Genomic DNA, 15,985 nt, shown 5'->3' with positions numbered 1-15,985 from the left:
TCAGAAGGAAAGTGTCATGACTAGGCTGTCCCAGCATTCCGTCGCGCCTGGCGCCTCGTTTCAGGGGCTTACGGTGGACGATCATCTACCTGCCGCCTCGCCCACTATACGTCAAGCGAAGGGCACCGAACTCAAGGGAACGCATGCAAATAGCGGCCAGAGCTACAAGACTTTTCAGGATAGCCCCCCGCAAGTTCGGCTTGTAGACGCGACGGTCGAGACCGCATTGGAGCTACACTCGATTGATCGTGTCTCGCGCATCAACGTCAACGAGGCTCAAGTCCAGTCCGGTGAGATCAAGTCAGGCTCAGAACTTGCTTGGCTTACTGGTCCGAGTCTTGCGGAGAACCTGCTCTCCTTCGTTACACCGCGTTTACGCGATACGGGCGTCCTACGCCCAGAAAAACACAGCTTACTTGTGCAGGGTTTAGCCGATGCACTATCTACCGTGCCAGAAGCACCGATGGCGCGTGAAGGAATAGCCATTTTGCAAATGGAGCTGCGCCATTTGATCCTACTCCGGCAGAATAAGAACGGCTTGATCGAAGGCTAGAAAATGGGCGAGCCAGAGGAGCGCAACACATCTGCCCCGGGGCCACGCGGTTCAACAGCCGGTGATGTCTTGCTGATCTCGACCAACGAACGCGATTTACTTTGCGCGCTTTCGTATGTCCATCTTGCGTGCGGGCAGAGCGCACAGTGTCTCGCTTTATTGCGACTCGCAGCTCACGAAGGTTCTCAAGACGTCGACCTGCTTCGCATTCTGGCTTACGCTCTAATCTCTGAGGGCCACGGTGACGAGGCATTGGTAGCTTTGGATCGGCTGGACGAACTTGACGACCAGCCGTCTTCCCGTCTGCCTTTGATGCTCTTGCGCAGTCACGCTCTGCGTCAGGCCGGCCGCATGGCTGAGGCCCATGCCACATTCAAGAGCTATGTATCACTACGGGGCAGCACCGCTCCAATCAAGGAACAATAGACCCTTTATGCCCAACCTCCTGCGTAGTTTCATCGTACGCGCGCCGGCTAATCCGGACTTGATGGTCGCGTTGATGCTCCTTCTGGCGGTCGGAATGATGATCATGCCGATCCCGATCGTAGTGATCGACATGCTGATCGGTTTCAACCTCGGTTTTGCCGTACTGCTGCTGATGGTTGCGCTCTATCTCAACACACCAGTTGACTTTTCGTCCTTACCGGGCGTCATCCTCATCTCCACCGTCTTTCGTCTGGCTCTTACGGTGGCAACAACGCGCTTGATTCTCGCGGAGGGTGATGCGGGCAGCATCATTCATACGTTTGGCGATTTCGTCATATCAGGCAACATCGCCGTTGGAATTGTCATATTTCTGATCGTGACCATGGTGCAATTCATGGTTCTCGCCAAGGGGGCCGAACGGGTCGCAGAGGTATCAGCGCGTTTCACGCTTGATGCATTGCCTGGGAAGCAGATGGCCATTGACGCCGAGCTGCGCAACGGACACGTCGATCAGCACGAAGCTCGCCGTCGGCGCGCTGCGCTAGAGCAAGAGAGCCAGCTTCATGGAGCCATGGACGGCGCTATGAAATTCGTGAAGGGCGACGCCATCGCCGGGCTCGTAGTCATCTGCATCAACATGCTGGGCGGCATCACAATCGGTTTGCTCTCCAAGGGCATGTCGCTTGAAGATGCGCTCGATCAATATACGATCCTGACCATAGGTGATGCGCTAATTTCGCAGATTCCGGCTTTGCTGCTGTCAATTACAGCCGCAACCATTGTCACTCGTGTCAGCGGTCCTTCCAAGCTGAATCTTGGTGCCGACATCGTGAGCCAACTTACGGCCAGCACACAAGCGCTACGGCTAGCCGCCTGCGTGCTGGCTTTGATGGGCCTCGTCCCCGGGTTCCCCTTGCCACCGTTCATGATACTGGCCGCACTCTTTGGCGGGGCGAGCCTTGTCAAGGCTGGTGCGCTGGGCGCCAACACCGCGGCCAAGGCGGACGCCAAGACGGGCACCGATATCACTGGTTCGGCTCCAGCTGCCGCACAGACTCAGACTAAAACCGTGCCTGCGGAGGCACTTCCGATCACACTATTCCTCGCACCAAACCTGACACATGCAATCGACAAAGAGGAGCTCGAGGGTTCCATCCGAGACGTTTCTGCGCTGGTCTCATCTGATCTTGGCATCACAATCCCACGTATTCCCACCCGAGTCGACCAGCGCCTATCGGACTCGCAATTCAGGGTAGATGTCGAGGGAGTGCCCGTTGGCGGGGATTTTGTTGACCCCACGCAACTCGTGCTCGACGACGACGTGGCGAACATTGAATTGAGCGGTATCCCCTTTCGGCAAGATCCAGAGAAGAACCGGATTTGGATCGAACAAAGTCATGCGCCAGCTCTCAAAGCTGCGGGAATAGGGCATCGCACTCCAAGCGAAGTCATCGCCTTGCGAGTAAAGTCGGCGTTGACACGGTATGCACAGCGGCTGGTGGGCATCCAAGAGACGCGACAATTGCTGGCGCGAATGGAGCAGGAATATGCTGATCTCGTTAAGGAGGTACTGCGCACGACCCCGATCCCCCGGATAGCCGATGTTCTACGTCGATTACTAGACGAGGGCATCCCTATTCGCAACACGCGCCTGGTCCTCGAGGCGCTGGCAGAATGGAGCGAGCGCGAGCAAAATGTCGCCCTGCTCACCGAATATGTTCGCTCCGGTCTCGGACGTCAGATCTGTCATCGCTATGCCAATGCCCACGGAGTTGTGGCTGCGTTCATTGTCGAGCGTGAAACCGAGGAAATCGTGCGCGCGGCGGTGCGCGACACCGCGGTCGGTCCCTACCTCGTTTTGGAGAACCACGAGAGCGAGATGCTGCTTTCACAATTCCGTCAGATCCAATCAACCATCGCACGCAGTCAGAGGCCGCCCGTCATTCTCGGGCCAATGGACATCCGGCGGTTTCTCCGGGGATTTCTCACGCGCAACGGGATCGATCTTCCGGTTCTGTCTTATCAGGATCTCGCCTCGGATTTCACGGTCCAGCCGATTGGATCCGTCAACCTCGGTGCCGCCAAGCATAAGATCCCCTCAGGAGCGCGCCCTGGCGCGACGGCCGATTAGCTAACAGAGGACGGCAGCCGGTCGTAAGGTCATGTTATGAATTCATATCAGATGGATACCCTGCGGACGTTGTGCTCCCGTAGTGCGAACTTGCGCCTAGCTATCCTCCCACTTCTGCTGCTTGGAAGTTGCACGAGCTGGGATAAGCCAGGACTTTCAACACAGCAGATGCCGACACCAGAGCTACAGGACACGAGGGAGATCGATGCTGCTACGCGCGAACGCTCTGCATACGCCGTACGTGGGGACCTTGACGAGGAGGCTTTGCGCGATGCGTTGAAGAAGCAACCCGACAACGTCAACGCTGCTATTCCCCTTGCGCGTGCTCTGCTGGCGCGAAATTGCCCGGATCAGGCGCTTGAGGTACTTGACAAAGTCTTACTCGCTGCCCCTGGCGACTTGCGCATATTGAACGCGAAGGGGGTTGTCCTTGACAGCGAGGGGCATCACCAAGAAGCACAAGCGCTATATCGGCAAGCTCTCGCAATGGCTCCTGACAGCCCGATGCTGACCAACAACCTCAAGCTCTCGCTTGCCCTCGATGAGAAGGGCAAAGCCGGGCGCACGAATCTACAACCGCTGTCCGATTCGCCTAACCAGACAGTACAAAAGCCGTAGTCGCCTCTTCGCCGCAGGTTCTTGCACATTAACCGCGCCGTCAGGTTTATGCCTCTCAGCCCTCATCTGCTTAGGTCCGATGGTCTCACCTGGATGCAAACGGGAGGATCCCGAGCCATCCTGATGGTGTACCGCACACAATAACGGGCTGGAAGCGGACACACTGGCGCTCGCACCCGCCATAGCCAATCTGCTCTTCCCGTCCGGGGCGTGCAATCGAAAACCCCGGCCGAAAGCCGGGGTTTCCTGTTGCCCTGTTCATCGGGTCTCGTAACCGCCGCGGTGCGTCCGTATAGTGCACCTCGCGAATTCAGCCGAATTGGTTTCGGCTTCGTTCGATCCTAGACTCGATCGTAAGCCGCAGATGTTCGTTGGTCTGCGCTCCTTGCTCCACCTCCTTCACGGATCGGTGGAGATCTCACGTCACATAAAGTCTCCATCCGAGTCGGACGCTGCTGAAGATTCAGTATCGCTGGCCTCTTTGGAGAGATACCTCGAATGATGGGTTGCACGCTGCCATTCACCATCCCTGTAGTTCCAGGGTCCGGACCGGGTTGGGTCAAGTACCATATCGTCTCGGTCCACATGGACGAAGCCCATTTGTTCTGCACGGGTCCTCGCTTCATCATTCGCAGGACGCCAGTTCACCAGAGGCCGTTCGCCGTCTTGCCGAAGTTGATGCTCGAGCAAAATATCGCCGGCATTCGAAACGAGCGGATGAGCGACCTGGAAATCCACGATTGAGGTGACGTCAGTTCGTCCGGGGAACTGTTCTCGCCAGCCTTGGCTGTTGAAGTCAGTCATAGGAAATCCGCCTTCCGTTCTTTGGAGACCGACACTCCTATTTCCGAGTTGGTAGCTGTAATATCGGGCGGCGTCCGAATCTCTTCGGATGCCATACTCGCTAGCGACGTCCGATGTGCGCCTAGCCCTTTCGGATACACGTTCTGAGTATTCCTGTGGATTGTTGGCGATATGATTGATTTCGTCGCCATGAAAGGTCCTCACCTCTCGCCGGAATGTCGCTTGGTCGATCTCGACGATAGGAGGTCTTGAACTGTTGTAATAACTTGGACGCGAGGATGAGCTGGCACCGGAATCCTGCAATCGCATTCTAGCGAATGCGTCCGCGAAGTCGTCGGCATTCCCGTGCTCCGGGGAGCCTGCGCGATGATATTCATCATCGGATGGAACATCCGACCAATTGTTGATTCGACCGTACATGACAACCACACTCCTATGGATGTTGCATTGTGTTCAGGTCATTAGACCTGACTCCGCTGATACGCAGCTTAGCTGTCCGTAAGCTGACGAGCCGCTGACTTCGGTCGCGTTCCATGCCAGGCCGCACCGCATCGAAAAGTCATGATCACGGAAAGGCCTCAAGAAAGCACAACGAGACTCGTGCTTGAGGTGGATGATCTGATCCAACCTGACACGAAACAAGTCGCCTTCCCCCGCCGTCTGCCGATTCGGAATTGCAGGCTTTTGAGGTCGGAGGGCCGGAAACCTCGCAGAATCGCCAGCCGTGATTCCGTTCAGCGGAGGCGCGCAATGCGACCGAAGAAGCCGTAGCAGATGAGCGGAATCGATCGCATCAGGGCAACGTAGCTACGGACGAACTGGCGCAGCGTGCGGAGCTCAAAGTGTTGCACGAGCGCGAAGAGCGTTCCAAGAAGCATTCCGATCAGGAAGGCGGCAGCCATTAGAGAAAACGAGAAGAGCAATCCTGACGATAGATAGGGCCACGACTGTGCGATAATCGAGAGCTCGAGGCTGTTTATTTCACGACCGCCATGCTGCCAGGCAGGCACTTTGCAACTTCACGTCGTCAATATCTGATCCCTTGTCTTACTTACCCGGTGCGGTACCCGGGATCCGCACAGCTTTGTCGATGAACACGATCGTCTGGTAGGCGATCAAAGCGCTGGCCATCTGTGGTCTACTAAAAAGGAACTCCGAACATCGCGAGCCTCACAATTGCGGATGTATACGACGCTATGCTCCGCATGGTCGGTCGTCGTGCGCGCTGCGCCGGTACTAATCGATCGCGTCACCAAAATGCGCGATCCTCTCCTTCAACATGTCAGTGTGTGAAAAGGCAAGATGCTCGCCCTTGGGCAGGATCAGGCTGCTGTCTACTTCGCGTGCGGCTTACCAAACTGGCCCATGCAAAGTCCTAAGCGGCGCTGAATGACTTTCTTGATTGGCGTTCGCGGATGAGATGCAGCAGACGATCCACATCGTCGACCGTGTTGAGCATGCCGAACGATATGCGGATGCCGTCGCGTTCGGGGGAAATACGCACGCTATTCTCTTCGAGGTAGCTGAGCCAGTCTGTCGCGGGCCGACCGACGACGTAGATGTGGGGCGAGCGATGTTGCCCGACTCGGACCAACGAAGACCAATGTCGAGCTCATCCAGTTGAGCGGTGAGATGATCGCCCAGATCGAAGCAATGGTTCTGAATGTTCTTCACGCCGATGTGTTCGACCATGTCGAGCGAGGCCCCAATGTCAATTGCAGGAAGATTGAAGTTTCTCAGCTCAAAACGTGATGCGGTGGGAGACGGCGCCAAGCGATGCGCCTTCTTAAGGCCTCCTTGCCTTGCGCCTTCCACCGATCGATTGCGAGCAACAATGGATGATTCGTTGTCGACCATTGTCCAAGCGTGATAGTTCGCAGCAAGCGCGGTGAGTTCGTATACGGCTCGATAGGCAAGAAGCTTCACGTGCTCGCGATCGTTTTTGCCGACAAGCCTTTCAAGGGCTCGTTTCGCACGGAGAGATTTTTCTAGCATCTCAGACGCGAGAAGGGCACGATTGAGTTGGTGTGAATCCCTCATTGCAGGATTCAGTCGCCAATTTTCTCTCCTCCCTCTGAGCACGCGATTTCTTCGAAAGCGGCGAGATTTCTCTTGGACTCGAGCCAGTTCGGGCCGAATGTGATGATCTGCTCACCCTGGCGGTGGTCGTAGTGAACGACACAGCGGGTTTTGTGCAGGAACACGGACATTCAAGGTCGGGCCCGGCTCTGTTCGGCTCCTAATTACCCCCTTCAGGCTCGACCGCTTCTTGGGCATTATGCCACCTCCTCACCAGCCGGACGCCATCGACCGTGGCTCCGCTTCGTGACGTTTGCGAACGACTATCGCCTCGTTCATACCTTCTTGCCGCGAGGGCGCTTCTTGCGCGCCTTCGCCAACAGTCTCCCGAGCGCTGATACTGCTTCGATCATCCCGCATAGTGTAGCACAAACGTTCGCGCGATGTTGTCCTCACCCATTGCCGAATCGAGGGCAGTCTTGAGCGATTTCTCGAATTTTGGTGTCTACAACGAGCTGACTGACGCCGTGGCCGCGCAAAATACCTGTTCCTCAAGTCCACCTAGACATTTCTTTCGCAACATCGACGACACGCCGAAGGTGCAGCGGATCGCCGTTGCCGACCTCGAAGCGCGCGTTGACTTTCCGACGTGGTATGCCGAGTGCAAGGAAACGGTCGGATCCATGGTCGGCAGCGGCACACTATCATGGCCCCAGGACAAAACCGACCGGCTGCCTCTGCGCGTTGCCCTGCTTCTGGCGTTGAGCAACGGTGAACTAGACATCTACGACCTTGCAGGGACTTCCTCTACACGGGCAACAATTACGACATTCATGTTTCCGACGTGTCGCGGCAGATTTTTCTGCCGACAACGCGCGAGCTGCTGCGCCACATCGAGGAGCATTTCGGTAAGGTCGTGCCGGCATCGGATCGCACCGTCACGATCAATCACAACAGCAAGGAGTGTACTGACGCCGACGCAGCGGTGGAGAAGTTGGAGAAGGCAATCCGCGAGGCCAACGACTTCGACGATCCGCTGGAGAAAGAACAGCGCGAGGCCGAAATTTCAGCCGCCCGGTCCCTGTTGAAGGCCACGCGGGTTCACGTCGATGTACTGGTGGCGCTCCTGAACCCCATCATTGCGCAGTATGGGACGAAGCTGAAGGACAGCCTGATCGGAATGGCTATGCAGGGGACGATCGGCGCGCTCGGGTACCTGTTGGGGAAGATATTTTAGCTGTCAGCGATGTGGCGTAGTGACCGAAAAGCTGCGCGAATGTCAGATTGGTCTCGATACGGATATTGTAGTGCGGATCGAGTGTCGGCATCTGGATTCATACCGGCGCCACTACGGGCTGGTTATTTTCGTTGGCTGGGAGCGCCGTGCAACGAGGCGAACTAACAGATGTCGCTCGCCGCATTTTTGGAGTGTAGGGCTTCGCCTTATAGTGCCCGACTTCTAGAGCTTAGCGACCGGACGCGAGAGCTATAGCCCGCTTCGCCCCGACCAGCACCTGATATTCTGGACGCTGCGCGAAATGCGCAAGCGGCCATACAGCCACGTGGCCGAGCCTTCGGCTCAAATGGACTGCCCGATCGTTACCCGTGTAGACGGCAACATGGGCGCCCCAGGCGGTCTGATTCCGGTTGAAGAGCAGAAGATCGAGTGGCTGATATTGATCGACCACGATCGTATATTCTGTATCGTCCCACAGATTGCTTGACCGCAAGTTGGGAACGTAACGGCCGAAATGTCGCAGCAATTCGTAGGCGAAGTTTTGGCAGTTTGCCCCGCATTCAATTCCCAACAGCGTTGCCGAGTCTGCGTCGTGGTTCGGGTCATAGCGTATCTGCCAGAACCATTCGGGAATTTCAGGAACTAGATCTACAACTGACATCGACTTGAGGCATCTGCACAATGAAATAAACTAAACTCCCGCAATGTAACAGAAAAGATCCTCCTCTCCACAATGTTGTGAGGTCAGCCGACTGGCTTGATAGCGCTAACTTGAGGAGATCAGTTGCGGCAAGCGTTTGAACCTCGTACACGCAAAGGTTGATTGCGTGGGAAATAAAGTGGTAAATGTATCTGCTCGGCTCACAGCGAGGTCGCATGACAGAACCTGTACCGCCCATGCTAGCGAAGCCCTCAGGCGATGAGCTTGCACGCGCAAAGATGCTGGCCGAAACGATGGCGGCAGTGCTTATGGACGAAGACGTTACGGACGCGGCAGTTGCCATTGCACTTCTGACATGCAGCGTCGTCAATTACTATGCTCGCGATCGTGCCGACGCCGCCGAACTATTGAGCAAAATCCGCCGAGTCGAAGATTGGCTCTTGGCGAAGGCGGGGCAGGCCGCTAAGCCGACACTGCAATAATGCTCCTCCCGTCCTACCGCTGCGTCGGTCGAAGGAGACATTCGGCCGCGGTCAACGTGGGCTCAGGAGCTAACGTCTACAGATCACAAAAGAAATTTACACGTAGCGGAACGGAAGGATCGATTTCCGTTCAATCTGGCCGCACCTCGAAAGGCAACCTGTTTTCGAAATTTGACGAATTTAAAAGAGCACGGGTTGCAAGCGAGGCAGACGAACGTCTCTGCCGGATGATTAAGGGCTTCTTTTCGAGATCGCGACCTTCGTACTCAGGGCTTCGATCAGGATCTCCTGGCCCTTGATCTACATCCGAAGTCTTGTGATTTGGCGGCGCCACGCGGACAGTTTCTTTTCAATATCCTTAGAAAGCAATTTCGTCTCATAGCGCGGCGGCCTCTCAAAGCCGGCATCCCAGGACCTTCGATTAGGCAATTGCCGCAAGAGTGCCGCCCAAGCTAACGCCAAAACGAACCTTGCTCTTCCGGCATCTCATTCAGCCAGATCAACGCCTCCCGCGCCTCAAGACGAAGAAGCCTCTCCTCGTTAAAGGCAGAACGGGATAACCCCTTGGTGAGATATAGAAGAAATCCGTGGTGATCGCGAAACAGCGCCTCCCGGGCTTCGAAAGGCAAAAGGGACTCCGTATCCAGCGCAGGTATACTGCGCGAGCAAATCAATTCCATTGAATCAATCCGCGGCAGAGCTAGGCGACCTGTCGGAATGCAACGCGCGTTCACCACGAGTCCGGCTCATTACGAATTCGACTCCGACTTCGGAGCCGTCCAGCCGGACCAACTCGCATCTGCGGTAGACCAACCCCGTCGTCGAAAGCAGCAAGAAGAACTGCCGCGCCTTGAGGACTTCAGGCGATCCATCTATCCGAAGCCGTGCTCCCGTTTGGGAAACATCAAGGAGAACGCAATTGCGGCGCCATGTGCCGTCGGCGCCTACCAAAGTTGCGCGATATCGATGATCGAGCTGAACGCGTTTGGCTTTTCGCTGATCCCAACCCATAGACTTAAAGCGACCTCGGCCGGCCCCCCTGAAAAAATCTTCTGAAAACTTAACCGGTGCCGTAGAACCAAAACGGCTCCCTCGACGGCTTAATCTTAAAAAACGATGACGCGAATCGAACCGGTCAGCCTATTACCAAGCGCAAGTTAACAACCCTTACCAGCACGTAACTATCGGCGAGCCGACGCACAGTGCGTTGTACGAATATCGGGATAGTGCGTAGAGTATTTCGTTTCGGCTATTACTTCCATTCGGAAAGATTTGAGCACGACCAAAGGCGCTACGCACAAAAAGCGCACATTTCGAGAAATCGCGAAGAGAAACTGCGTCTCGACATTAGTAACGCTAATTCGCCAGCTCCGGAGTGCAAGGGCTTCGAACTCGCCAGCGTAACAACATCCGGGGCGACTTTTCTAGTCGATCCTGCCAGCGCTGATATGCCACCCCGATGAGCCGGTGCTGACGGTCTAAGGCATCGAGCGAATTACGACATGTTGGCGTCTGCAGGGTGCGTTGGCGGATGATGCCGCTGGCAAGAGGTCACGCAGCTCGGTGTACTCATCGATTCGGAACGCGAGCTTGATCGCGCGCGGTGTATAAAAGTGATGTTGGTATTACCCGGGCTTAGAACGGCTTCTGCTTCTTACCCGTCTTCGCCTACATCGCTTCATAACTTTCGATTCGGCTTTCGTATCGGCCACAAACGATCCGATAGTCACACGCAGAGCAAGCGCCAACCTATGCAGATTCAGGAAGCACCGCCCGCTGTGATAGCGCTATCGGCAATCGACCTTGAACTTTCGTTTGTGGATGGCTCCAACGCCGAACAACAATGATCGCGCTTCTGGTTTCGGAAGCACGACCCCATTGAGAAAAGCCTATTTGAACATATGAGAGCTCGTGCTAAGCGAGCGCCGTTTCAAGCAGGCCGCGAGAACGCTGGACGCGGTTGCGATTGAAGCAGGTCTGAGAGCGAAAATCATCGTTTGTGATCGTCCCTCCTCGGCGGTCCTGGGTCGCCGCGTCGGCTGACTGCGAACTCTCGTTGCTCGGGACACAAGGCTTCAGGCATGTGAGCTCCGCGGCTTCTGCTAGGGCTGCTCCGGCATGGAAGTTGCAGCGCTTGAGAGCGTCAAGCAGCGCGATCAGCCGATGCAGGTGCCTTGGCGACTTGGCATCGTTCAAGAGACGTTTTCTACCCGCAAGGATCTTTCGTGGTGAAGCTCACCTCCAAAGCATGGCCCCCAACTATGCGGTACGATCGGATCGACGCCCGCATCCTGGAGATCCTGCAGAAGAACAACCGCCTTACGACGGAAACCATCGGCGAACTCGCCGGCCTTTCTTCTACGGCGTGTCAGCGCCGTCTGAAACGGCTGCGTTCGGAGGGCATCATCGAAGCCGATATCTCGATCGTTTCGCCAAAAGCGGTCGGCAGATCCATCCAGGCGCTTTTGCTCGTGAGCCTGGAGCGAGAGAGCTCGGAGATCATTGACGGGTTCAAAAAGGCCATCAAGACTTCGGCTCAGGTTGTGAATGGGTTCTATGTGACCGGAGAGGCTGACTTCGTCCTCTACGTTACCGCGCGCACAATGGACGATTATGAACAGTTCACCCGCCGTTTCTTACAGAAAAACCTCCATATCAAAGGATTCAAAACCATGGTCGTCATGGACCGGGTGAAGGCGGGCTTTGCCATTCCAGTGGAGCCTCCCTTCGCCGACTGACGACACGCTCATGAAAGATGTCTCGTCCCCCCAAGGTGGCAGATGGTGGTCGGGCCTAGGCGAAGGGCCGAAGGGCTCCGACTGATGCGCCAGCTCGATCTGTGGTTTCAAGCTCCTACTGTTGTGCAGCGGCAACAGGCTAATATGATTGCTTTCCCTTACCGAAATGCCTCAGTGACTGAACTGTCGACCTCCAACGACCACGCCGCCCATAGTGTGCTCACCGAGCCCGGCCCTACGCGGGCAATCCCCCTTCAATGCCGGTGCTGCCGATCCTGATTTCGCCATTGCATGATTTGATCAGGACGTGACGACAATTCGCGGATCGCCTCAGGCGGGTAAAGAAACAATCCAACCTGCTTCCTGCCTTGGCCGAAAAAAGCCCGGCCGCTGGTTGGTATGCGACCGTCCTTTGACCAGCGACGAAGCTCGGCGCTGGAGACCGCGAGAATCTCTTCGACCATCTTGGCGGCGAGCGGCTCCTTCTTCAGCCGCTCCAGTTTTTGCTCGACGACAATGCATAAAGTCAGGATTGCACACTCAGTCGCCTCCGGGCATTCGATAACGATGCCCGATTTGACTTGCGTCACGAGGCATTTGAATTCGTCGCGAAACGTCGCTTTGACCAGCCTAATTGCCTGATTTGCCTTGTGCGTGCTGCCCGCAGTCAAATGCTCAGAAGGAAAGAAGCCGACGAGATGCGCGGCAACGTCAGATGTGTCCAGATAGCGGATATGGGCGGATTCCTCGCGCATGCGTCATTGGAATTTGGACGCTGCATATGGCGAAAAGAACGACTGCCTCTCGTCTATCATCAGGGAACGCCCGACCGGGGGAAAAGCGCGTTGCGGACAATCGATACGTTCGCACACCTTACATCCCATGCCAATGGGGACCGCTGACGCAGGGTCGTGAGCGTCCAATCCTCGTGAATAGACAAGCTCTCCCGCGTGCCTGACGTCGCACCCCAGGGCCACGGCGAAGGTCTTGCTCAGAGATTCATAACCACCGCTCCTGCGAGAGACGGTTCGTGCGATCCAGAGATAGGCGCGGTCGTCGGGCATGCTGGCAAACTGGATCACAATGCGGCCGTGGGACGCGAACGCCTCGTAGACGTTCCACAGCGGACAAGTGCCGCCAATCCGCGAGAAGTGAAAGTCCGTCGCCGACTGACGTTTCGAAATGTTTCCCGCCCGGTCCACGCGGATGAAGAAGAACGGCACACCGCGCGCGGACGGCCGCTGCAGCGTGCTCAGGCGATGGCAGATCGTCTCGAAGCCGACTCCAAAGACTTCACCGAGCATGTCGATGTCGTAGCGCTGCACCTTCGCTTCGGCCAGGAATCGCCCGTAGGGCATGATTAGCGCGCCCGCGAAATAGTTGGCAAGCCCGATGCGTGCGAGCCCGCGCGTCTCCTGATTGGTAAATCCCGCAGCATCGACGAGCGCACCCAGTTCGCGATCCAGGCCGAGCATCGCAATCTGGGTCGCGAGCTGGAAGGCGCGCTGCCCGGGTTCGAGCCTGCGCGAAAGATGCAGCGTCCTGTTCTGCGGATCGTAACGGCGATGGACATCGTCAGCCGCGTCACCGATCAGGACCGTGACGTCGAATTTGGCCCGGAGGTGGTCGCTCAGAATGGCGGGAGTGATCGCGTCCGACGGCGCCAAGTCCTGCGCCAGACGTTCGGCAGCTTCATCGAGCTCGGCGATGTAGTTGTGGTGCGCATAGAAAAAATCGCGCACCTCTTCGTAGGCCGTCGACGGCGGGATTGCCGTCTCAGCCTGCCGATCCTCGCCGAGCCGCGCCGCGAGCGCCGCACTTTGCTCGATCGCCTGCCGATAGCGGCGATTGATGCTGACGAGCGCCCTGCCTAGCGCCGGCATGTTGAGCGCGAACTCCCGCAGCTCAGCGGACGATATCGTCTCGCCGATCTCGGGATCGGACAGCGCCTCCCGCAAATCGGCGACGAGCCGGGCATCCTCCGAGAACAACTGAACGTCGACGCCGAAGGCGGCGTTGAGCTTGAGCAGCACAGCGATGGTGAGGGGCCGCTGATTGTTTTCGAGCTGATTGAGATAGCTCAGGGAAATTCCAATGGCCGAAGCGAGCGCCTGTTGTGTCAATCTGCGCTCCTCGCGCAGACGCTTCAGGCGCACGCCCATGAATGCCTTCTTCATCCGGCACCCCCTGTCGACTTTGCAAACTTTGCAAATTCACGACCTCGGCTTCGCAAAGCTTCACCTTTTCAGTGCTATACGCGGGTTTTGGCTTTGCAGATATTGCGAACAGCAGACCGAGTTGCAAGGGTCCTTGAACAAGGTCATCGGATATCGTGCCATGCAGGCCGCTCTCGAACCAGCCGCCGGACCCGAACGAGCCGACACGCTTCGTCGAGGTCGTCTTCCCCGAATAAGCCAACCATTGTGGCACCCTGTTCGGCGGCAACGCCCTGAGCCTGATGGGCAAGGCAGCTTTGTCGCGGCCAACCGCCGAGCCCGTTGTGCAGTGGTGATGGCGACCTCCGACAAGGTGCAATTCCACGAGCCCGTCCGCGTCGGCGAACTCGTCGAACTAACTGCATAGGTCGAACGCGTCGGCCGTTCGTCGATGACGGTCGCGGTCGAGGTTGTTGCCGAAACGCTTGCCACCGGCTCTCGCCGCATTGCCATGCAAGGTTCGTCCGAAATGGTCGCGATCGACGCGGCCGGAAAACCGAAGCCGGTCGATGCGGCTTCTTCAAACTACACTTAGAGGATTCCCTATCGTGAAATCGCACAACGTCCGCACCTACAAGTCCTCCGAGCATCTGGCACGGGCGGACCAGCTCGCCTGGAAGATCGCCGAGGTCGCCTCTGATCCGGTCGCGGTCGAGCCGACCGTGACCGAGATGATCGGCAACCGCATCATCGACAACGCCGCCGTTGCCGCGGCTTCCGTCGCGCGCCGTCCCGTTGTCAGCGCGCGGGCGCAGGCCGTCACACATCCCTTCAAGCGCGGCGCGACGGTGTTCGGATTGCCGCAATCGCAACGCATCTCGCCGGAATGGGCCGCCTGGGCCAACGGCGTTGCGGTGCGCGAGTTGGATTTCCACGACACGTTCCTCGCCGCCGACTATTCGCACCCAGGCGACAATATTCCACCGATCCTGGCAGTGGCCCAGCACTGCGGCCTCGACGGCGCCGCGCTGATCCGGGGCCTTGCGACCGGCTATGAGATCCAGGTCAATCTGGTGAAGGGCATCTGCCTGCACGAGCACAAGATCGACCACATCGCCCATCTCGGCCCGTCGGCCGCCGCCGGCATCGGCACCGCGCTGGGCCTGCCAATCGAGACGATCTATCAGGCCGTACAGCAGGCACTGCATGTCACGACCACCACACGCCAATCGCGCAAGGGTGAAATCTCGAGCTGGAAAGCCTACGCACCGGCCTTTGCCGGCAAGATGGCGATCGAGGCGGTCGACCGCGTCATGCGCGGCGAAGGCGCGCCCTCGCCCACCTGGGAGGGCGAAGATGGATTTATCGCGTGGCTGCTGTCAGGTCCGAAAGCGCAATACGTCGTTCCCTTGCCGGAGAAGGGCGAGCCGAAGCGCGCCATCCTCGATACCTACACCAAGGAACATTCGGCGGAGTATCAGAGCCAGGCTCTGATCGATCTGGCGCGCCGGATGGGCCCGAAGATCGGCGATCCCACCAAGATCGAAAGCATCGTGATCCACACCAGCCATCACACTCATTACGTGATCGGCACCGGCGCCAACGATCCGCAGAAGATGGACCCGAAGGCCAGCCGCGAGACGCTCGACCATTCGATCATGTACATCTTCGCGGTCGCGCTCGAAGACGGCGGCTGGCACCACCAGAAGTCTTACGCGCCCGAGCGCTCTGCACGGCCGGAGACGGTTGCTCTGTGGCACAAGATCTCGACAATCGAAGATCCCGCCTGGACCCAGCGTTATCACAGCCACGATCCGAAGCAGAAGGCGTTCGGCGGCCGCGTGGTGGTTAAGCTCAAGGACGGCTCAACCATCAGCGACGAGCTTGCCGTGGCCGATGCCCATCCGCTCGGCGCGCGACCGTTCGCCCGTCCGCAATATGTCGCAAAATTCCGTGGCCTTGCCGAGGGCGTCATTGTGCCGGGCGAGCAGGATCGCTTCCTCGGCCTGGTCGAACGACTGCCCGAACTGACGGCCGGCGACCTCTCCGGCCTCATCTTCACCGTCGATCCATCGCAGCTCGGCGCGAAGGGATCGACTGGCGTCTTCGACTGGTCCGGCCGCTAAGGCCGCAACGCCGGCTCTCGGAAATCAAGGGATT

The 15,985-nt window shown here is 57.6% G+C and carries 18 protein-coding genes; 9 read left to right on the top strand and 9 right to left on the bottom strand.

Features of this window, described 5'->3' with window-relative positions; all coding sequences use genetic code 11:
• Positions 1 to 16 precede the first annotated feature (16 nt).
• From SO180_RS08960 to SO180_RS08950, 3 genes are all read left to right on the top strand, one after another.
• The gene (locus tag SO180_RS08960) at positions 17 to 553 is read left to right on the top strand and encodes a hypothetical protein (RefSeq protein ID WP_449378444.1); all 537 of its coding nucleotides are present in this window, start codon (positions 17 to 19) and stop codon (positions 551 to 553) included.
• A 433-nt stretch (positions 554 to 986) separates the two neighbouring features.
• Positions 987 to 3,110: a type III secretion system export apparatus subunit SctV gene (gene sctV, locus SO180_RS08955; RefSeq protein WP_449378443.1), complete on the top strand. Its 2,124-nt coding sequence runs from the start codon at positions 987 to 989 to the stop codon at positions 3,108 to 3,110.
• A 264-nt stretch (positions 3,111 to 3,374) separates the two neighbouring features.
• The gene (locus tag SO180_RS08950) at positions 3,375 to 3,728 is read left to right on the top strand and encodes a tetratricopeptide repeat protein (RefSeq protein WP_449378442.1); all 354 of its coding nucleotides are present in this window, start codon (positions 3,375 to 3,377) and stop codon (positions 3,726 to 3,728) included.
• A 423-nt stretch (positions 3,729 to 4,151) separates the two neighbouring features.
• On the opposite strand, the gene SO180_RS08945 is transcribed toward SO180_RS08950, so the two are convergent.
• The 4 genes from SO180_RS08945 to SO180_RS08930 all read right to left on the bottom strand — a co-directional run bounded on the left by SO180_RS08945 (position 4,152) and on the right by SO180_RS08930 (position 6,742).
• Positions 4,152 to 4,532, bottom strand: coding sequence for a hypothetical protein (locus SO180_RS08945; protein WP_449378441.1), 381 nt, complete (start codon positions 4,530 to 4,532; stop codon positions 4,152 to 4,154).
• 734 nt (positions 4,533 to 5,266) lie between these two features.
• Positions 5,267 to 5,542, bottom strand: a complete 276-nt coding sequence (locus SO180_RS08940; RefSeq protein WP_449378440.1) for an ABC transporter permease subunit — start codon at positions 5,540 to 5,542, stop codon at positions 5,267 to 5,269.
• Positions 5,543 to 5,907: 365 nt separating this feature from the next.
• The gene (locus SO180_RS08935; protein WP_449378439.1) at positions 5,908 to 6,036 is read right to left on the bottom strand and encodes a hypothetical protein; all 129 of its coding nucleotides are present in this window, start codon (positions 6,034 to 6,036) and stop codon (positions 5,908 to 5,910) included.
• A 544-nt stretch (positions 6,037 to 6,580) separates the two neighbouring features.
• Positions 6,581 to 6,742 (bottom strand): hypothetical protein, encoded by a 162-nt coding sequence (locus tag SO180_RS08930; protein ID WP_449378438.1) that lies wholly within the window; start codon positions 6,740 to 6,742, stop codon positions 6,581 to 6,583.
• A 653-nt stretch (positions 6,743 to 7,395) separates the two neighbouring features.
• Here SO180_RS08930 and SO180_RS08925 point away from each other — a divergent pair.
• Positions 7,396 to 7,788 carry a hypothetical protein gene (locus tag SO180_RS08925; protein ID WP_449378437.1) on the top strand — a complete coding sequence of 131 codons (393 nt, stop codon included), beginning with the start codon at positions 7,396 to 7,398 and terminating at the stop codon, positions 7,786 to 7,788.
• A gap of 229 nt (positions 7,789 to 8,017) precedes the next feature.
• On the opposite strand, the gene SO180_RS08920 is transcribed toward SO180_RS08925, so the two are convergent.
• Positions 8,018 to 8,449 carry an NlpC/P60 family protein gene (locus tag SO180_RS08920; RefSeq protein ID WP_449378436.1) on the bottom strand — a complete coding sequence of 144 codons (432 nt, stop codon included), beginning with the start codon at positions 8,447 to 8,449 and terminating at the stop codon, positions 8,018 to 8,020.
• Between the two features lie 215 nt (positions 8,450 to 8,664).
• Here SO180_RS08920 and SO180_RS08915 point away from each other — a divergent pair, with 215 nt between their 5' ends.
• Positions 8,665 to 8,931 (top strand): hypothetical protein, encoded by a 267-nt coding sequence (locus SO180_RS08915; RefSeq protein WP_449378435.1) that lies wholly within the window; start codon positions 8,665 to 8,667, stop codon positions 8,929 to 8,931.
• Between the two features lie 452 nt (positions 8,932 to 9,383).
• On the opposite strand, the gene SO180_RS08910 is transcribed toward SO180_RS08915, so the two are convergent.
• Together SO180_RS08910 and SO180_RS08905 are read right to left on the bottom strand one after the other, a co-directional pair.
• Positions 9,384 to 9,611 carry a hypothetical protein gene (locus tag SO180_RS08910; protein WP_449378434.1) on the bottom strand — a complete coding sequence of 76 codons (228 nt, stop codon included), beginning with the start codon at positions 9,609 to 9,611 and terminating at the stop codon, positions 9,384 to 9,386.
• Between the two features lie 4 nt (positions 9,612 to 9,615).
• Positions 9,616 to 9,942: a PilZ domain-containing protein gene (locus SO180_RS08905; RefSeq protein ID WP_449378433.1), complete on the bottom strand. Its 327-nt coding sequence runs from the start codon at positions 9,940 to 9,942 to the stop codon at positions 9,616 to 9,618.
• A gap of 1,250 nt (positions 9,943 to 11,192) precedes the next feature.
• Here SO180_RS08905 and SO180_RS08900 point away from each other — a divergent pair.
• Positions 11,193 to 11,669 carry an Lrp/AsnC family transcriptional regulator gene (locus SO180_RS08900; RefSeq protein WP_449378499.1) on the top strand — a complete coding sequence of 159 codons (477 nt, stop codon included), beginning with the start codon at positions 11,193 to 11,195 and terminating at the stop codon, positions 11,667 to 11,669.
• 254 nt (positions 11,670 to 11,923) lie between these two features.
• Here the strand turns inward: SO180_RS08900 and SO180_RS08895 are convergent, their stop codons facing one another.
• Together SO180_RS08895 and SO180_RS08890 are read right to left on the bottom strand one after the other, a co-directional pair.
• Entirely contained in the window at positions 11,924 to 12,424 is a 501-nt protein-coding gene (locus tag SO180_RS08895) for a hypothetical protein (protein WP_449378432.1), read from the bottom strand.
• 3 nt (positions 12,425 to 12,427) lie between these two features.
• Positions 12,428 to 13,846, bottom strand: coding sequence for a short-chain fatty acyl-CoA regulator family protein (locus tag SO180_RS08890; protein WP_449378431.1), 1,419 nt, complete (start codon positions 13,844 to 13,846; stop codon positions 12,428 to 12,430).
• Between SO180_RS08890 and SO180_RS08885 the strand changes: the two genes are divergently transcribed.
• Genes SO180_RS08885 through SO180_RS08875 form a run of 3 tightly spaced genes read left to right on the top strand, consistent with a single transcriptional unit; the run spans position 13,764 to position 15,951 of the window.
• Positions 13,764 to 14,252, top strand: coding sequence for a hypothetical protein (locus SO180_RS08885; RefSeq protein WP_449378505.1), 489 nt, complete (start codon positions 13,764 to 13,766; stop codon positions 14,250 to 14,252). The two genes, SO180_RS08890 and SO180_RS08885, sit on opposite strands and share 83 nt — an antisense overlap.
• Before the next feature lie 24 nt (positions 14,253 to 14,276).
• Complete coding sequence (locus tag SO180_RS08880) at positions 14,277 to 14,420, top strand: hypothetical protein (protein WP_449378430.1); 144 nt, start codon at positions 14,277 to 14,279, stop codon at positions 14,418 to 14,420.
• Positions 14,421 to 14,433: 13 nt separating this feature from the next.
• Positions 14,434 to 15,951: an MmgE/PrpD family protein gene (locus tag SO180_RS08875; protein WP_449378429.1), complete on the top strand. Its 1,518-nt coding sequence runs from the start codon at positions 14,434 to 14,436 to the stop codon at positions 15,949 to 15,951.
• Positions 15,952 to 15,985 lie beyond the last annotated feature (34 nt).

It is taken from the genome of Bradyrhizobium sp. UFLA05-112 (assembly GCF_053572325.1).
This window is presented reverse-complemented; position numbering and strand designations above follow the sequence as displayed.

What these genes read in the sequence shown, in the direction of transcription:
- SO180_RS08910 (WP_449378434.1), bottom strand. Translation starts at nt 9,611, where the DNA reads ATGGAATTGATTTGCTCGCGCAGTATACCTGCGCTGGATACGGAGTCC.
- SO180_RS08905 (WP_449378433.1), bottom strand. Translation starts at nt 9,942, where the DNA reads ATGGGTTGGGATCAGCGAAAAGCCAAACGCGTTCAGCTCGATCATCGA.
- SO180_RS08920 (WP_449378436.1), bottom strand. Translation starts at nt 8,449, where the DNA reads ATGTCAGTTGTAGATCTAGTTCCTGAAATTCCCGAATGGTTCTGGCAG.
- SO180_RS08900 (WP_449378499.1), top strand. Translation starts at nt 11,193, where the DNA reads ATGCGGTACGATCGGATCGACGCCCGCATCCTGGAGATCCTGCAGAAG.
- SO180_RS08880 (WP_449378430.1), top strand. Translation starts at nt 14,277, where the DNA reads ATGACGGTCGCGGTCGAGGTTGTTGCCGAAACGCTTGCCACCGGCTCT.
- SO180_RS08915 (WP_449378435.1), top strand. Translation starts at nt 8,665, where the DNA reads ATGACAGAACCTGTACCGCCCATGCTAGCGAAGCCCTCAGGCGATGAG.
- SO180_RS08960 (WP_449378444.1), top strand. Translation starts at nt 17, where the DNA reads ATGACTAGGCTGTCCCAGCATTCCGTCGCGCCTGGCGCCTCGTTTCAG.
- SO180_RS08895 (WP_449378432.1), bottom strand. Translation starts at nt 12,424, where the DNA reads ATGCGCGAGGAATCCGCCCATATCCGCTATCTGGACACATCTGACGTT.
- SO180_RS08885 (WP_449378505.1), top strand. Translation starts at nt 13,764, where the DNA reads ATGGCCGAAGCGAGCGCCTGTTGTGTCAATCTGCGCTCCTCGCGCAGA.
- SO180_RS08930 (WP_449378438.1), bottom strand. Translation starts at nt 6,742, where the DNA reads ATGTCCGTGTTCCTGCACAAAACCCGCTGTGTCGTTCACTACGACCAC.
- SO180_RS08890 (WP_449378431.1), bottom strand. Translation starts at nt 13,846, where the DNA reads ATGAAGAAGGCATTCATGGGCGTGCGCCTGAAGCGTCTGCGCGAGGAG.
- sctV (WP_449378443.1), top strand. Translation starts at nt 987, where the DNA reads ATGCCCAACCTCCTGCGTAGTTTCATCGTACGCGCGCCGGCTAATCCG.
- SO180_RS08945 (WP_449378441.1), bottom strand. Translation starts at nt 4,532, where the DNA reads ATGACTGACTTCAACAGCCAAGGCTGGCGAGAACAGTTCCCCGGACGA.